This window comes from Bacillota bacterium, assembly GCA_023511485.1.
GTDB lineage: Bacteria > Actinomycetota > Aquicultoria > Aquicultorales > Aquicultoraceae > CADDYS01.
In genome coordinates, this window is the sequence record JAIMBH010000002.1 from 1 (window position 1) to 14,619 (window position 14,619).

Below are 14,619 nucleotides of genomic sequence, written 5' to 3' on the forward strand. Positions count from 1 at the left end.
GTCGCCCCTCGTGCAGGGGCGTGGATTGAAACTAATGTCATGATATGGGGGTTAGCAGAACCAGAACGTCGCCCCTCGTGCAGGGGCGTGGATTGAAACACGAGTTTTGTTTTTATTCCCTGACACTTGATGGGGTCGCCCCTCGTGCAGGGGCGTGGATTGAAACGGTGTACAGCTGCTCGGAGACTATGTAATCCTCGAGTCGCCCCTCGTGCAGGGGCGTGGATTGAAACGTCATAACGTCTCTAACCGTTGCGTACTTTGGCATGTCGCCCCTCGTGCAGGGGCGTGGATTGAAACGGGCGTACTGGCTCCACGTTTCCTTTGTGATCCCGTCGCCCCTCGTGCAGGGGCGTGGATTGAAACCTAGCGTATCAATATAACACAGACTAGTAGCGCGTGTCGCCCCTCGTGCAGGGGCGTGGATTGAAACTTGTTGGGCTCTATCCACCTATAGCTGATGATTAGTCGCCCCTCGTGCAGGGGCGTGGATTGAAACAGTGTCCACAACCTGCTCACCAGCATTATTTACTAGTCGCCCCTCGTGCAGGGGCGTGGATTGAAACTTGGGTTCCGCTCTCCAACAAAGGAGGGACCAGGGTCGCCCCTCGTGCAGGGGCGTGGATTGAAACTAGTTCATCGGCAGTGCTGTACTTCGCAGGTCTGGTCGCCCCTCGTGCAGGGGCGTGGATTGAAACAGGTATGCGGCGATACTATCGCCGCGTATCGCCTGTCGCCCCTCGCGCAGGGGCGTGGATTGAAACCTGCCGAGCTCAATGCTCTCATCAAATATTAAAACAAGGATTGAAACACCAGAAGCGGTAAATCAAAAGCTTTTCTTGATTTAGAACTAACTAATAGTGAAATACAGGCCCTAAAACTCCTGGGAGAAGCTATCGATACTGATAGTGGATGGACGGCAAAGCTTAAACCAGGCGTTAGGGAAAAGCTTAAAAATTTGATTGGCCAAGATAGGTTAAAATAATTTAAAGAACGATTAGGAACATTGCTGGGTGAAGGCAAAATAAAGTTTCCTGATTCATACAGTGATTGGATTTTATAATGAAGGTATTAGTCTATCATTACGGGCAAGGAGAAAAACGAATAATAGCAGAGCTTGAAATCAAGGATGGACAGCTCACAATATCGGGGGATGCCGCTGAGGGCTTGCGCGCAGATCTCGAAAAAGGAATTCTAAATTTAGCTGAGGGCAAGAAAGAGCGCGTCTATCCCGATAATCCTGAACTGCTTCTTAAGAACATGCCTTATAATTATTCTAGCAGTTATATGAGAGCTGAACTGATCACATAATTATTTCGCACGAAATAATAGAGCTTCTAGAGCCACTTTAAACGAGGTGGCGCTTTTTATTTACCAGGATATTTACCAGGAAAGCAGGTGAAAAATGGGTATAAAAATAGACAATAGCAAAGTTAGCGATAGAAGCTGGGGCGATGTTGACAAAAGTGCAATCTGGACGCGGTTAAAAAAGCTATAGCGGACTCAGAGCCCAGCGTAAATCAGGCGGTTAGGGGAGTATATGCAGCCATAAAAGCATAAATTAATACAGAGCTCACCGAAGACGATCTCTTTGGGCCACATCATGAGATAGTAGATGATACGGTAATGCTAAATAGAGGCGGAGTGGTTGCGGCAGCAAAGGCAATCACAGGGGCACGCAACAAACCGAATCTTGACTCACAGCAGCTGGCGCAAGCCAAGGCTCAGTGTTTCAATCATTAACTCCGCAGATAGGAGACTGAAAGCAATATCACCACGGGAGGCCCCGTGAGTAGGTCCTGTAAGGAGGCCTTAGCTGAATTGTATATTCCGGCCGGTTCGTCTACCGATTACGATACAATTCGGCCACAATCAGAGCGCTAGCGACGCTGATTATTGAAGCCCATATGCTGAATAATGCTGAGGATGATCTGTTTTAAGATATGTCGCTCAAACAGGCTTAACTCCATAAATTTTAATGCTTAAGATCGCATTATTGGTGATCCTTATCACCTCTTTAAGCGGCATCTTTAAATCGTTAATGATTGATTTTACTGTTGGGTCGCTTGCCATGAGCTCAACAGGGAAGGGTGTCTCGTCGATTATCATGACATCTTGGAAGCCGGCTGTTTTTACTGTCTCTATGAATGTCTCTTTTAGTAGGGCTCCGGAAATGCAACCGATATAGGCCTCGATGGATTGTGTAATTGCGCTTGGGAGTTCCTTGGATAAAACGAGGTCTGAGATCATAAATCTGCCGCCTGGTTTCAGCACTCTGAAGGCCTCTTGAAATACCTTCTCTTTGTCGGGCGAGAGATTGATAACGCAATTCGAAATAATCACGTCTATGGAGTTATCGGCAACCGGTAAGTTTTCTATCTCGCCGAGCCTGAACTCGACATTCTCATAGCTACCATTTTTAGCGTTATTTTTCGCTCTTTCGATCATTTCGGGGGTCATATCTATGCCGATAACTTTTCCCTTAGCCCCAACTTTGTTTGCGGCAAGGAAGCAATCAAGCCCTGGTCCAGAACCAAGATCGAGAACAACTTCGCCCTCTTTTAGAGATGCAAGGGCTACGGGATTGCCGCAACCAAGCCCTAGGTTTGCACCCGCAGGTACTCTATCCAACTCTTCATCGGTATAACCTATTTTTTTACTTATGGTTTTCTGAACATCAGCATCTGTCCGGAGATTGGCAGAACGACAACAGGAACTACCCTGGCCACAACAGGAACTACCCTGCTCGGCAATTTTTCCATAACCCTCTCTTACGATATTTTTTATGTCGTCAACCATTTTTACTCTCCTTTAATCTCTCCAACCTACCATTAGCCAAGCAAGTCCTTCATGGCCGGTCCCAAGATGCTCTTTACTAAGTTTGTGAGTTCTTCGGCCTTAATAAGGGTGATGCAACACATGCCGCTATCACCCTCCATGCTAACAATAGCCAGTTTATCCCCAGCTTTTATACCTACCTTTTCTCTTATCTCCTTAGGGAGTACCATTTGACCGCGTTCATCTACACTAAGAATTGCCTCAACCTTGCAACAGCTCGCTGCTTGGCTCACCGAGGTTTTAGGATGTTTATCGCCGCCTTTTCTTGCCATAATAAATATCTCCTTTTGCTGATATCAGAATAATCCATTATTCTGATTATTCTGATGTATCAGTATAATCCATAGTTTATTATATGTCAAACATTTTAACCCCATTTTAGTTACCCTACTCACCGTATTGAAAAGCAGCACAGGTATTGTGGAGCACAGATATTGTGGTTTGGCTTTATGGGCAGGAAATATTCCTGCGCTTATTATAGAACGTATAGAACGGGGAGGGTTGGCCTGGCTGGTCTTAAGCAGCATAAGCTTTGCTCTATAAAAGTTAATAGTCGTTAGTTTAATGCGGCTATGGCCTGGTTTAATATGGCTATAGCCAGGCCAACTATTCTATAATAAGTAAAACGTTTGTACGAATTACATAGCCCGAGGAGGCTTCATGAATAGCAAGCCACGGATGGCGTGCATGGAATACAGCTCATAGCTTCTTTAGAAATCTTAAAGACAACGCCTTCGAGCAGGTGCTTCGGTATGTTTACTAAGTATGTTTATTATTATGAAGGCGATTTCGAACGGACCGCCTAATATTCCGCAAAGCGAGGCAAGGAGACACTAGGTTGATGGGGTGATACTTTGGACAAGCTCTCTAAAAGCTTCATGCTGCTTATAAGTCTTCCTGTAGTTATGCTAGTTCTTGCACTCCTATTTATATTTAGGGGCGTTATATCAGGTCTCTTAGTTCCAATGCCCGATATCAACAAATTAGGGTCTCGAGAACTTGTCAAAACGTATTACAAGAGGATTTCTCTTGGAGACACGCGCGGTGCAGACAAATGCCTCTCTGATAGCTACAGACGTGAACTAAGTAAGCCAAATGTGATTCGTGAAAGCGTGCTCTGGCTAGACGATTTAAATGTGAGTAAAGGTGTCCGTATGAAACTGTATGATCAAAGAAATACAAACTACGATGAACTGCAGTTTGTTGTTAAGTATAGTGCGTGGTACCTAGAACCATCTGGTGCCGGGGATGGCATTCAGCTGAGGTTTGTATATGTGGCAAAAGAGACCAAGGATTCACCTTGGCGAATCATATCCATAGGCTCTGGGCCTTAGATTATCTTTCGGATATCGTAATCATAACGCTTATATTACGATCTCATAAAAGCATGCTTTTAGTTCAAATAAGGGAAAAACCTCATTTTTTGTTTCCTATGGAGGTTAAGTTGCTCCGGGCAGATGATTTACGTAAACCTGCGTAAACACCTGCTTAGCCAAGTCCTTTCCTTATAGTTCAGATAACTATTTCCAAACTCCTCAACAAGGCCTTTTTCTTCGACCTGGGATACAATGATAAGCATAAGCGTAATTACCAAGGCGTAGGCTAAAGCGAGCAAGGACGCACTCCACACAGCCAGACCGAACGCGGCCATGGCTCCGCCAAAATAGATAGGGTGTGCGGTGATTTTAAAAGGGCCGGTTGTAATAAGCTTTCCGTTTGGAGGCGGGATGAAAGTTGCAGCTCCAAGTGTAAATATTGACCACAATAGCAATGCAACCCCTAATATGGCTATGGCAAGTCCAGTCCATGATATGGCTGCCGTTGGAGGCTTTCGCATGTCTAATAAAATAAAAGCGATAAAGCCGACTATGTTGCTAACGACAACAAAAAAGTGCATAAAGACAAGGAGGGGTCTAAGTGCCTCTGGTACCTTAAAATAGGCGGCATACTTCCAGGCGACAAATGTATAAGATATCGCTACATAAAAACATCCCAAAACAAAAAAGCGGACAATATGCAAATAGGTCTCCATACAATATTTATGCCCCTTGCCGCCGGTTTTAATTAAGCTATCGATTTTAAATGCTGTTTTAGGCAATCTGTAGTTGGTAAGGTTATTACGCTGGAAGTCTAGGCGCAAAAAAGCTACGCACATAGTCTGGGCATGTTTGTGAAAGAAGCCGTCAAGACAGGTTACTGTTTTTATCTTTTCTTAAAATAGGGTAGATTTCGACCTGAACTGCTCTTTGGTAAACGGTACTTTTTAGCAAACGGTAAGGCGGGATAAGGTGGGTGAAAGGGAGGAACTAAAGCCAAAGGCACCTCTTCTTCGTGAGATAAAAAGGGGTAAACCTGAGGATAAATATATACCAATAACTCTAGTTACCGGACGCGGCGAAATATCTTGCCGTTACTATCCTGTGCGTGGGGCCTATCTTGGCACAATTTGGGTGGGTGGAGTTGGTGGCGACTTTGATACTCCGGCCCGCGGCCTTTACCCGAAACTTAGCGAGGCGTTGCGTGAGTACAATATTGCTTCGCTATGGGTTAGCTACCGGCATCCAGCGTCTATTGAAGAATCAGTTTACGATGTGATGGCCGGCATTATCTTTCTTGAGAGTGAAGGTATCTATAGGATAGCTCTAGTCGGCCATTCGTTTGGTGGAGCCGTTGTGATACAAGCTGCGGCTCGCTCTGGATCGGTTAAGGTAGTGGTTGCGCTTGCAACACAAAGCTACGGAGCGGAGGAAGTATCTGAGCTATCCCCAGATTGCTCTATCCTTTTGATTCACGGAGCTGACGATACGGTTTTGCCAAGCTCAAACTCGCGCCGCGTCTTTGAGATGGCGCATGAACCAAAAAAGCTTATTATTCTGCAAGAAAACGGTCACAATTTAGAAAAGGCTGCTGGTGAGGTTGAAAAGCTGGTTCGCGAATGGGTTGTATCCCGGTTAATCCCACTCCAGAAGTAGAATAGCATTTAGGCAGTGTGAGGTTTAATAAGCCATAGGGGCCATTCACTTTTTATTTGGCATTCGAAAGGACCGAATTGCACTCGGCAACAGAAGCGCTCATCGACAAAAGGAAAGGTTTGAATGCAAACCGGGGAAGCTTTAACTTCCCCGGCTTTAGTTGCTTCATATAAGCGACTTAGCCTATATCAATCTAACCAGATGAAAAACGACCACTATCAGCGAGAAGATAAGTAAGATATTTATTATACCTGCGGTTACAGGAGTTAGCGCAAGTATGCCAAATAATTGCAGTAACGCTAAAACAACAGCTATGAAGAGTACCGCATAGATAATGGTCCACATTGGAGCATTTGTCCTTGCTGCCATTATCCTCACCTCCTTGCTATAGTATATATACCCAGAAATTACCAAGCCTAACTGAATAATTGCCTGCACGGTGGACGTGCACTTATAAGGCACTTGCTAGCAGACACCTGGGGTTTTTAGAGAAATATGAGGTCGATGTGCTATACCCTAGGGGCTATGATTTAGCTATAACGTATCTTATAATTAAACGTAAATTTATATTTGACAATAATACCCCTGGGGGGTATACTTACGTTTAAAGTTACTATTGGTTAAGGGGTTGATAAATATATGAACCTAGAAGATTTTGCATACGTTGTTGAAACCGATAAGAGCGTTGATGATGCAGTTGTAGCGGTTTTACGCGAAGTCGAAAAAAAGGGATGGTCGGTCTTTAACGTAATTGGCATCAGCGAGAGGCTTGCGGCAAAAGGATTCGATCAGAAACCCGTAAAACTAGTCGAAATATGTAACGGTAAGCATGCCAACCACTTTTTAAATAAAGACAGATATGTATCTCTTTTTATGCCATGCAGGATCAATATCATGGAAGAAGACGGCAAGGTTAAGATTAGTTCTATGAGACCGTCAGTTATGTCGCAATTCTTTCCAAACGTAGACCAATCAGAAGCAGCGGCAGTAGAAAAAGATGTAATCGAAATCATAGATAGCGCTAAATAAATAGTTAGAATATCGCAGATAGCGCTAAACATAGCGCTAAATAGTTAGTTTTGGCTTCCCAGCACTACCCTTGCCGTTCTTTAAGGACGGCAAGGGCCTCCTTAGCTATATCGCTAATGGCCTTTTCCTGTAGCTCTCCATCAGTATAGATGTTTATGCGGTGGTGATCTTTAAGCAATCCTTCAAGAGACTCTCTTACATCAAAAACTAAGCCTTCTAAGACAGTAGTGCCGGCTTCGCCGATAGCTCCTAAAGCCCAGGCTGCATGTCCGCGAACTGAAATCCGCGGATTTCTTAACAAACCTAAAACGTGAAATACGTAGTTTTTGAAAAGCTCCGGTCGCTTTTCTCCAATTTGACGCACTGACCAAAGCAGCCCGACCCATACTCTGCTATCCGATATTTTTGCAAACATCTTGGGCACAAAACTGCCAAGTTTATAAGGCTGGGCTGCAACAATAGCTCCTATGGCTTCCATTGAGCCCCATGCATTGCCGCCGGATTGATCTTCTAGATTATAAAGCAGGCGTCCGATAACAACATGGGCTTTGTTTTCATCTAATACCTCAGGATGAGCAGCCAGAACGCCGAAAGCATTGACTGCCCGCCAGTGTAAGAGGTTGTCTTCGTTATAAAGCAGCGATGTGAGCTGCCTTACTACAGCTCTATCACTTTTTGCAAGCTCAACTACTGCGTCAAAATTTTTATTCTGCAGAAGCCCTTTTAAAATATCTTTTGTCGACAATCGCTTCTCTCCTTAGTGCTATTCTCATATTTGCAACTTAAATGGCAATATATGCCTGTATGTGTCTGAGAATTAACTTTAACGCATGCAGGTATTGATGACAATCCTTGAGTTTGCATCCCAAACCCGTAAGTCTAAAATATTTTTTCTAGCTCGGCTATGGATTTTTCGGCCAATTCCCAGACTGTAGCGCTGCGGAGTCTGCCCGAGTCATAAATATAAAGCGGGGCGTTATCGCCCCTAAGGGCATTGAGGTGTTTTGCGGCATCAGCATCTTTGGTGGCCCCGAGTACCCAAGCGGCATGGCCTCTTATTGTGGGGTTAGGGTCTTTAAGAAGCTCTATTATTTTAGGTACGCTGCTCCAGACTAAGTCGGGTCGTTTTTCGGCGATTTTTCTAGCCGACCAGAGCACGCCGCGCTGCAGAGTCGGATCGTCTATAAAAGAGAGAACTATACGGCCAAAATCGGGAAACCGGTTTGGGTTAGTTGCAACTACTGCACCGAGCGCTTCAGTTGCTGGCCATGCTGTAGCTCCAGATTCCTCAGCCAATGACCAGACAAGCCGCCTTGGTATGTTTCGCTCACCATCCGGGCCGTTGCTAGCGTTGCCAGATCGCTTGGCCTGGTAAGCGGCGACCACACCCAAAGCTTCCGCAGCTCGCCAATGCAAAAGGTCGTCAGTGGCGTAAAGAAATGAAAATAAGTATCTGATGACGCTTTTTCTGTTTTTGGCAAGCTCGGCTACCTTATCGAAATTTCCTTCATCCAGAAGTTCTTTTACCTTTTCTTTTAAAGACACATCAATGGCTCCTTCTGCCTTGCGGCACCCTCTAACCAAAATATCAGGGTTCAACAATTTAGTAAATGCTGTTTGGTTGATATGCTACCTGGGTGCGGGATAGGAAATTTAAGCTTTCTTTTAAGCTTTCTTTTAGCCAGGGGTTGTGCCTTGAACGAATCTTCACAAAAAATTCACACACTATTTCAAGCTTTTTCATATTACCAGCAGTAATATGGTTATGGAAACATATAAACCCAAGGCATCTTGATGAGCGTTTTTAATAACTATGAACTGTTCAGTTACTAGTCAAAATAGGAGAAACGCATGAAAATAAGGCTTGCAAATCTTGCAAATAAAAGAGCACTAATCCTTGTTTCCATTCCGGCTTTAATCATCGCATTTTTGTTTTATCGGATATTGGGAGCCAACGACCAGCCTGAATACAGGACAGCGAAGGTCGAGCGCGGGATGATTGTTTCATCGGTCAACGCCTCCGGTCAGATTAGTCTTACCAACAGCGTAAATGTTACGACTCAAGCTACCGGAGTTGTCAAAGAAGTTTATGTAAAAGAGGGAGATATTGTAAAAGCTGGCGATAAACTTCTTACAATCGAACTTGACCAGGACGGGCGACTTGCAAAAGCAAAAGCGTGGTCGGCGTATCTAAGTGCAAAAAGCGCACTTGATTCGGCACTGCAAAATAAATCCACCGCTAGCAGGAGCATAAAGCAAGCTAATATTGACCTTGCGAACGCGCAGCAAAATAAGCTCTCGCTGCAGCAGGCTTTAGAGAGAGCACGGGCCGACCTAGCCGGGGCACAAAAAGCTTTAAATGATTTGCCGGCTGATGCAAGTGAGCTAGAGCGGCAGAAAAAAGAATTGGAGCTTAACGCGGCAGAGATTGGTGTGACTGTTGCTCAGCAGAAATATGATGGCGCTGATGCCGCGATAGAAAATGCCCGGCTCGGTGTGTCTTTAGCAAATCAGGCTTATAAAAATGCGGGCAATTCAATTGAAAAGGCACAAGCAGATGTCGATTCCGCATGGCTATCTTATCAAGCCACACTGGGGACGGTAACAGCTCCAGTCGACGGCAGGGTAGGCAATCTTATGGTAACGGTTGGTACCGCAATAACAGGCTCATCTTCTGGTGGCAGCGTGTCAAGCCCGGGCAACTCATCTCAAAGCAACTCTGCAGGTGGCAGTACAAATACAAACAGCGGGGGAAGCAACGGCGTATCCGGTATATCTACCAGCAGTCAAAAGGTGGCAACAATTGTCAGGGAAGGCACTCCTATTGCAACGTTTAACTTATCTGAGATTGACATCGTTAAAGTAAAGACAGGGCAGAAGGCTACCATTACGCTTGATGCGCTACCCAACAAAACGTTTACCGGCAAAGTCATAAGTATCGATAAAAGCGGTACGGTTTCTTCAGGCGTGACGACATACCCGGTTACCATACAGTTTGATACGACATCTGATGATATTCTGCCCAACATGGCAACTAATGCAAGCATTATTACGGAAACTAAGGATGATGTGCTGCTTATTCCATCCGGATCTGCGCAGACAATTGGCAACCAATCGTTCGTCACTGTTTTAAAGAACGGCAAGACGCAGCAGGTACCGGTCGAGCTTGGGCTATTATCTGATAGTCAGATTGAGGTTGTCTCTGGCTTGTCGGAAGGCGATGAGATAGTCTTGGGTACGGTATCGACTGCAAGCCAGCAAACTAGCAGCGGTTCTTCACCGTTTAGTACCGGTTTTGGCGGCAGGGGTTTTGGCGGCAGCTTTGGCGGTGGGGGTATGCGCCCGGGAGGATTTGGCGGCCGCTAGAGCCACGCATCCGGCATAAGGAGCAGCAGGCAATGATCAAGGTAAGCAATCTTTCTAAGATATATCGCAACGGTTCGGTTGAGACAGTTGCGCTTTCCAACGTCTCTTTCAAGATCGAGAAGGGCGAGTTTGTGGCAATTATGGGGCCCTCTGGGAGCGGCAAATCGACGCTGATGCATATACTTGGGGCGCTTGATACTCCAACATCCGGGACATATATCCTGGACAACAGGGAAGTCAGCCAGTTATCTGACGACGAGCTGGCTGTAACCCGGAACAGAAAAATCGGCTTTGTTTTTCAATCATATAATCTTCTTCCAAGAACAACGGCGCTAAAAAATGTAATGCTTCCAATGATGTATGCCAGGATACCAAAAGAAGAACGTATTATGCGGGCAACAAGTCTGCTTAGGATGGTTGGTCTTGGAGACCGCATAAACCACACCTCGAACCAGCTCTCCGGCGGTCAGCAGCAGCGGGTAGCGATTGCCCGTGCACTTGCTATGAATCCGGCGATTATCCTGGCGGATGAGCCGACTGGTAATCTAGCTACCGCCCAGAGTGAAGAGATCATTGCTATATTTCAGGAGTTAAGCGAGAGGGGACATACTGTTATCGTGATCACACATGAGCCCCCTATTGCTGAGCACGCAAGGCGGATTATCTATCTTCGAGACGGTGAGATCATAGAGGATAGCACCAACCATAAGCGTCGCAGGGCGAAAAGAGAGGATGAGTAACGCCTATGGAATTTTCCGAGATTTTATCGACCGCCTTTGAGGCGTTGATGTTAAATAAAATGCGCACGGCTCTTGCGACTCTTGGTATTGTTATCGGTATCGGTGCGGTCATAGCCCTCGTGTCACTTGGCCAAGCAAGCCAGTTAGCAGTTCAATCGCAGATACAGTCGCTTGGTTCAAATTTGCTTACGGTTATGCCGGGGGCCCAGTCAAGCGGCGGCGTTCGTGGGGCATCGGGCGGTGGAACAAGTCTTACTCTTGAAGATGCCAAGGCAATTATGACATCCCCTCAAGTCACAACAGTTGCGAATGTATCGCCAGAGTTATCGCGTAGAGCCCAGGTTGTTGCTGGAGGCAACAACACGAACACACAAATCTTGGGGTCAACACCAGCTTATGTCGAAGTGAGAAAACTTACAGTGTCCTCGGGAAGGTTCATTTCGCAGCAGGATCTTGATGGCATGGGCAGGGTTGCTGTTTTAGGTCCGCAAGTTGTAACCGACCTCTTTGGTGAAGGCGCAAATCCGATTGGCCAATCAGTAAGAATCAACGGTATGTCTTTCAGGATTATAGGTGTGACCGTCTCAAAAGGCGGAAGCGGCTTCATGAACCAGGATGATATCATTTTTGTGCCGCTAACTACGGCGCAAAAGCTTCTTTTTGGTGTTGATTACGTGGGCTCGATCTCAATAGCTGCAAAGAGCGAGCAGGCAATGAGCCAGGCAAGGGATGAGGTAGGCTATTTGCTGCTGGCACGCCACAAGCTATCAAGCCCGGCGCAGGCGGACTTTTCGATAATGTCACAAGAAGATATCCTTGGCGCCGCTTCGCAGGTTACCGGAACATTTACAATGTTACTTTCAGGCATTGCTATGATATCCCTTCTTGTCGGTGGCATCGGCATTATGAACATAATGCTCGTAACCGTAATCGAGCGGACGCGGGAGGTCGGGCTTCGCAAATCGCTTGGTGCAAGGAAAAAGGATATCACCACACAATTTTTGGTTGAAGCGATAATTCTTACTGTTGTCGGCGGTATTCTAGGGATGGTTTTGGGGATATTGCTATCATTTATTATATCCAAACTTATCAGCCTGCCGTTTACACTCTCGGTGTCATCTGTATTTTTAGCGCTGGGTGTCTCAGGTACAATAGGGATTGTTTTTGGTTTATACCCGGCGCAGAAGGCGGCCAGGTTGTCACCTATTGAGGCACTTCGTTTTGAATAAGTCGTCTTTATAAAGCATTAATCAATATTAGTCGGAGGTGGCATTATAATGAATGCAAAGATTGTCGCGACAATTGTCGCAGTTGCCATGGTGTTTGGCGGGGGTGGTTTTTACGGAGGTATGGCGTACCAGAAAGCGCAAACGCCAGCATTTGGCACCTCAGATGGCAGGTGGCCCGGTATGATGGGGCGTGCAGGTGCGGATGGCCAGGGAGGCGCCGGTGGTAATGCTAATGGAAACCGCAGGTTCTTTGGCCAGGGTGGAAGGCCAGTTTCCGGTGAGATTATCAGTCAGGATGATAAAAGTATTACTGTAAAGTTAGCCGACGGTAGCACCAAGATAGTGATGCTCTCAGACAAAACCGAAATAAGCAAGGCTTCAACTGGAAACAGAAGCGATTTAAAAAAAGGTGAACGGGTATTTGCTGCGGGCACTGAGAATTCGGATGGCAGCATTACCGCAAACATTGTTTCGATTGGTGGCAGGTTTGGGATGCCTGATACAAATAGAAGACAATAATTCCTACCAATATGCTAGGTATTGTGTTATACTAGGAATAGAACATAATGCCTGGAGGCGAATTAAATGGATGCAGGGAAACTGCTTGAGGAATATAAAGAGTTAGAGGAAAAAGCTGTCAAGTTAAAGGGAAAGCTTCGCTGTAATAGCGAATGCACCGGGTTGTGCGTAACGGCCGAGGTTTGGCAGGCAAAGCAGGATTTGATAGAAGTTACTATGCGGATGGATGAAATTAACGAAATGCTGGGACGCGACAAAAAGCTTGCTTATCACTACTAATCGGTGAACCGGTGAGTCGGTGAATTGATGTTTATGTAAAATTAGTTATACAAGGGCGGAACTTGGTTCCGCCCTTAATTCTTGCACTTGCTGCACACCCATATCCTTTATTTTTCTTTTGATTCTTGCTCCTGACTTTTTACCTCTAGACAACGCTTCAGATGCTTATCTTATGGATTGCATGTTTTGCAAGGCCTATAGCCCTGGTTCTTTGCAGCTTCTGCTGTGGCGAAGTTTATGACGTTATTTGACGAAATTTTCTTAGCATACGGGCAGCTTGGGCGATGATAAACTTTAGAGTTTAAGTTCCCAACAAACCTTGCACCTATTTCATTAATTTCGGTTGCCATGTCGGATTTATCGGATTTATCTGCGTTGCTAGGTGCTGGGGGGCTGGTCAGGCTTGGTGACCAGAGGCCAACCTGCCTTTCTCGCGCCTCAGATGCAAGCTTTCTGAACAGGTCTGCATATTTTACGTCTGGCGGTAGGGTGAACTGCTGCGCATATCCCTGCTTTACCAGCTCGGCGTTAACAAATGTATCGCCAACATAGACATACCTTAAGAGCCTGCCGTATTTATCTATCTCGCTAACATCCTTTTCAAGGCGCACTTGTTTTCCCAGGCATAGCTCTTTTGTCTTTTCGGTTGCTTCCAGATAGTACGGTCTTCCTCGCTCGGGTGTATTTATGCCGATAAATCTTACCTTATAATCTTTACCATTTAAACGAACAACTATAGTGTCTCCATCGACTACTCGGGTAACCATCGCCAGGTCTGATTTGCCATCCTTAGCGGCATTTTGGCAGCTCGCAATGGAATAAGGTATGATTAGCATCAAAGCCAGAGCGATTATCTTTATGGATAAAGAGTAAGCCTTCGATTTATTAAGGTGTGTATACATAACATAAGCCGTCCCTTAGATAAAACTTAGATAAAACCTCTTTATTGATTATTTATTCTATCAGTTTACCACCATATGGCCCAGGGAACATTTCTTTTATTGGAGGGATGGTGATGGTATATGAGTACAGCCGAGCAGCGAGTGATAATTATCCTGGGCGATAATTTTGATTCCGATGTGTTTCACGGTATTAAGGATTGCCTGAGCAGCGCCGGCATTAATGTTGCTGTTGCAGCCTCGAAAAATGATAAGGAGCTTATCGACAACAAGGGCAATGAGCTTATAAGGCCGGATATCGATATAGAACATATCCCAGATTTTCGCTTCAATGCCATCGTCTTAAGTGATGGCTCAGTTGATGATGATTTAAGAACCGATCAGGACTTTCTAGAATTAATAAGGCGTGAACATGATGCGGGTACGATATTGGCAGCAATCGACACAAGCGTTCGCTATTTTGTAGATGCCGGCATAGCAGAAAATCACTCGATGACAGGCTCCCCTGAAGCGCGTTATGAACTTGAAACGCATGGAGCACGGTACGAGAACGAACCCGCCTGGGTTGACGGAAACCTTGTCACAGGCCGCATACTTGAGGATTTATCTGCATTTTGTAGAGTGCTGGTCGAAGAGATAAGATTGCGATCGGCTGCATAGCCATTGCCAGTAGTCCTCGCTTTGCTGTTTATCCCAACTATCAGTAAAATAGTCAACAACAAGCAGAATAAATTTTTAGCTAAGGGAT

17 protein-coding genes and 1 CRISPR repeat array are annotated in these 14,619 nt (G+C 45.6%); of the genes, 10 read left to right on the forward strand and 7 right to left on the reverse strand.

What is annotated here, in order from left to right; all coding sequences use genetic code 11:
• Window positions 1–764: direct repeats of the CRISPR family, unit length 32 nt; unit sequence GTCGCCCCTCGTGCAGGGGCGTGGATTGAAAC.
• A 298-nt stretch (window positions 765–1,062) separates the two neighbouring features.
• Window positions 1,063–1,311 carry a hypothetical protein gene (locus tag K6T91_00900; GenBank protein MCL6471360.1) on the forward strand — a complete coding sequence of 83 codons (249 nt, stop codon included), beginning with the start codon at window positions 1,063–1,065 and terminating at the stop codon, window positions 1,309–1,311.
• A 639-nt stretch (window positions 1,312–1,950) separates the two neighbouring features.
• On the opposite strand, the gene K6T91_00905 is transcribed toward K6T91_00900, so the two are convergent.
• Both K6T91_00905 and K6T91_00910 read right to left on the reverse strand, forming a co-directional pair.
• Window positions 1,951–2,799, reverse strand: a complete 849-nt coding sequence (locus K6T91_00905; protein MCL6471361.1) for an arsenite methyltransferase — start codon at window positions 2,797–2,799, stop codon at window positions 1,951–1,953.
• Between the two features lie 32 nt (window positions 2,800–2,831).
• Window positions 2,832–3,110, reverse strand: coding sequence for an AbrB/MazE/SpoVT family DNA-binding domain-containing protein (locus tag K6T91_00910; GenBank protein MCL6471362.1), 279 nt, complete (start codon window positions 3,108–3,110; stop codon window positions 2,832–2,834).
• A 582-nt stretch (window positions 3,111–3,692) separates the two neighbouring features.
• Here K6T91_00910 and K6T91_00915 point away from each other — a divergent pair.
• A complete protein-coding gene (locus tag K6T91_00915; GenBank protein ID MCL6471363.1) occupies window positions 3,693–4,172 on the forward strand; it encodes a DUF4829 domain-containing protein in 480 nt (159 codons plus the stop codon).
• A gap of 128 nt (window positions 4,173–4,300) precedes the next feature.
• Here the strand turns inward: K6T91_00915 and K6T91_00920 are convergent, their stop codons facing one another.
• Window positions 4,301–4,870 carry an isoprenylcysteine carboxylmethyltransferase family protein gene (locus K6T91_00920; GenBank protein MCL6471364.1) on the reverse strand — a complete coding sequence of 190 codons (570 nt, stop codon included), beginning with the start codon at window positions 4,868–4,870 and terminating at the stop codon, window positions 4,301–4,303.
• A 256-nt stretch (window positions 4,871–5,126) separates the two neighbouring features.
• Between K6T91_00920 and K6T91_00925 the strand changes: the two genes are divergently transcribed.
• Window positions 5,127–5,810: a dienelactone hydrolase family protein gene (locus K6T91_00925; GenBank protein ID MCL6471365.1), complete on the forward strand. Its 684-nt coding sequence runs from the start codon at window positions 5,127–5,129 to the stop codon at window positions 5,808–5,810.
• 183 nt (window positions 5,811–5,993) lie between these two features.
• Here the strand turns inward: K6T91_00925 and K6T91_00930 are convergent, their stop codons facing one another.
• A complete protein-coding gene (locus tag K6T91_00930) occupies window positions 5,994–6,179 on the reverse strand; it encodes a hypothetical protein (protein MCL6471366.1) in 186 nt (61 codons plus the stop codon).
• A gap of 270 nt (window positions 6,180–6,449) precedes the next feature.
• Here K6T91_00930 and K6T91_00935 point away from each other — a divergent pair, with 270 nt between their 5' ends.
• Complete coding sequence (locus K6T91_00935; GenBank protein MCL6471367.1) at window positions 6,450–6,839, forward strand: DUF302 domain-containing protein; 390 nt, start codon at window positions 6,450–6,452, stop codon at window positions 6,837–6,839.
• Window positions 6,840–6,903: 64 nt separating this feature from the next.
• Here the strand turns inward: K6T91_00935 and K6T91_00940 are convergent, their stop codons facing one another.
• A complete protein-coding gene (locus tag K6T91_00940) occupies window positions 6,904–7,584 on the reverse strand; it encodes a HEAT repeat domain-containing protein (protein ID MCL6471368.1) in 681 nt (226 codons plus the stop codon).
• A 134-nt stretch (window positions 7,585–7,718) separates the two neighbouring features.
• A complete protein-coding gene (locus K6T91_00945; GenBank protein ID MCL6471369.1) occupies window positions 7,719–8,384 on the reverse strand; it encodes a HEAT repeat domain-containing protein in 666 nt (221 codons plus the stop codon).
• A 306-nt stretch (window positions 8,385–8,690) separates the two neighbouring features.
• On the opposite strand from K6T91_00945, the gene K6T91_00950 reads away from it, so the two are divergent.
• The 5 genes from K6T91_00950 (at window position 8,691) to K6T91_00970 (ending at window position 12,972) form a co-directional block, all read left to right on the forward strand.
• Complete coding sequence (locus K6T91_00950) at window positions 8,691–10,205, forward strand: HlyD family efflux transporter periplasmic adaptor subunit (GenBank protein ID MCL6471370.1); 1,515 nt, start codon at window positions 8,691–8,693, stop codon at window positions 10,203–10,205.
• Window positions 10,206–10,237: 32 nt separating this feature from the next.
• Entirely contained in the window at window positions 10,238–10,945 is a 708-nt protein-coding gene (locus K6T91_00955; protein ID MCL6471371.1) for an ABC transporter ATP-binding protein, read from the forward strand.
• A 5-nt stretch (window positions 10,946–10,950) separates the two neighbouring features.
• On the forward strand, window positions 10,951–12,174 hold the full coding sequence (locus K6T91_00960; protein ID MCL6471372.1) for an ABC transporter permease: 1,224 nt from the start codon (window positions 10,951–10,953) through the stop codon (window positions 12,172–12,174).
• A 48-nt stretch (window positions 12,175–12,222) separates the two neighbouring features.
• Complete coding sequence (locus K6T91_00965; protein ID MCL6471373.1) at window positions 12,223–12,693, forward strand: hypothetical protein; 471 nt, start codon at window positions 12,223–12,225, stop codon at window positions 12,691–12,693.
• Window positions 12,694–12,759: 66 nt separating this feature from the next.
• Window positions 12,760–12,972 carry a hypothetical protein gene (locus tag K6T91_00970; GenBank protein ID MCL6471374.1) on the forward strand — a complete coding sequence of 71 codons (213 nt, stop codon included), beginning with the start codon at window positions 12,760–12,762 and terminating at the stop codon, window positions 12,970–12,972.
• Between the two features lie 170 nt (window positions 12,973–13,142).
• Here the strand turns inward: K6T91_00970 and K6T91_00975 are convergent, their stop codons facing one another.
• Complete coding sequence (locus tag K6T91_00975) at window positions 13,143–13,874, reverse strand: thermonuclease family protein (GenBank protein ID MCL6471375.1); 732 nt, start codon at window positions 13,872–13,874, stop codon at window positions 13,143–13,145.
• 120 nt (window positions 13,875–13,994) lie between these two features.
• Here K6T91_00975 and K6T91_00980 point away from each other — a divergent pair, with 120 nt between their 5' ends.
• Window positions 13,995–14,531: a DJ-1/PfpI family protein gene (locus K6T91_00980; protein MCL6471376.1), complete on the forward strand. Its 537-nt coding sequence runs from the start codon at window positions 13,995–13,997 to the stop codon at window positions 14,529–14,531.
• Window positions 14,532–14,619: the final 88 nt, after the last annotated feature.

Excerpts from the sequence above, each read along its gene's own strand:
- K6T91_00900 (MCL6471360.1), top strand. The coding sequence starts at position 1,063 with ATGAAGGTATTAGTCTATCATTACGGGCAAGGAGAAAAACGAATAATA.
- K6T91_00905 (MCL6471361.1), bottom strand. The coding sequence starts at position 2,799 with ATGGTTGACGACATAAAAAATATCGTAAGAGAGGGTTATGGAAAAATT.
- K6T91_00910 (MCL6471362.1), bottom strand. The coding sequence starts at position 3,110 with ATGGCAAGAAAAGGCGGCGATAAACATCCTAAAACCTCGGTGAGCCAA.
- K6T91_00920 (MCL6471364.1), bottom strand. The coding sequence starts at position 4,870 with ATGGAGACCTATTTGCATATTGTCCGCTTTTTTGTTTTGGGATGTTTT.
- K6T91_00930 (MCL6471366.1), bottom strand. The coding sequence starts at position 6,179 with ATGGCAGCAAGGACAAATGCTCCAATGTGGACCATTATCTATGCGGTA.
- K6T91_00935 (MCL6471367.1), top strand. The coding sequence starts at position 6,450 with ATGAACCTAGAAGATTTTGCATACGTTGTTGAAACCGATAAGAGCGTT.
- K6T91_00950 (MCL6471370.1), top strand. The coding sequence starts at position 8,691 with ATGAAAATAAGGCTTGCAAATCTTGCAAATAAAAGAGCACTAATCCTT.
- K6T91_00955 (MCL6471371.1), top strand. The coding sequence starts at position 10,238 with ATGATCAAGGTAAGCAATCTTTCTAAGATATATCGCAACGGTTCGGTT.
- K6T91_00960 (MCL6471372.1), top strand. The coding sequence starts at position 10,951 with ATGGAATTTTCCGAGATTTTATCGACCGCCTTTGAGGCGTTGATGTTA.
- K6T91_00965 (MCL6471373.1), top strand. The coding sequence starts at position 12,223 with ATGAATGCAAAGATTGTCGCGACAATTGTCGCAGTTGCCATGGTGTTT.
- K6T91_00970 (MCL6471374.1), top strand. The coding sequence starts at position 12,760 with ATGGATGCAGGGAAACTGCTTGAGGAATATAAAGAGTTAGAGGAAAAA.
- K6T91_00975 (MCL6471375.1), bottom strand. The coding sequence starts at position 13,874 with ATGTATACACACCTTAATAAATCGAAGGCTTACTCTTTATCCATAAAG.
- K6T91_00980 (MCL6471376.1), top strand. The coding sequence starts at position 13,995 with ATGAGTACAGCCGAGCAGCGAGTGATAATTATCCTGGGCGATAATTTT.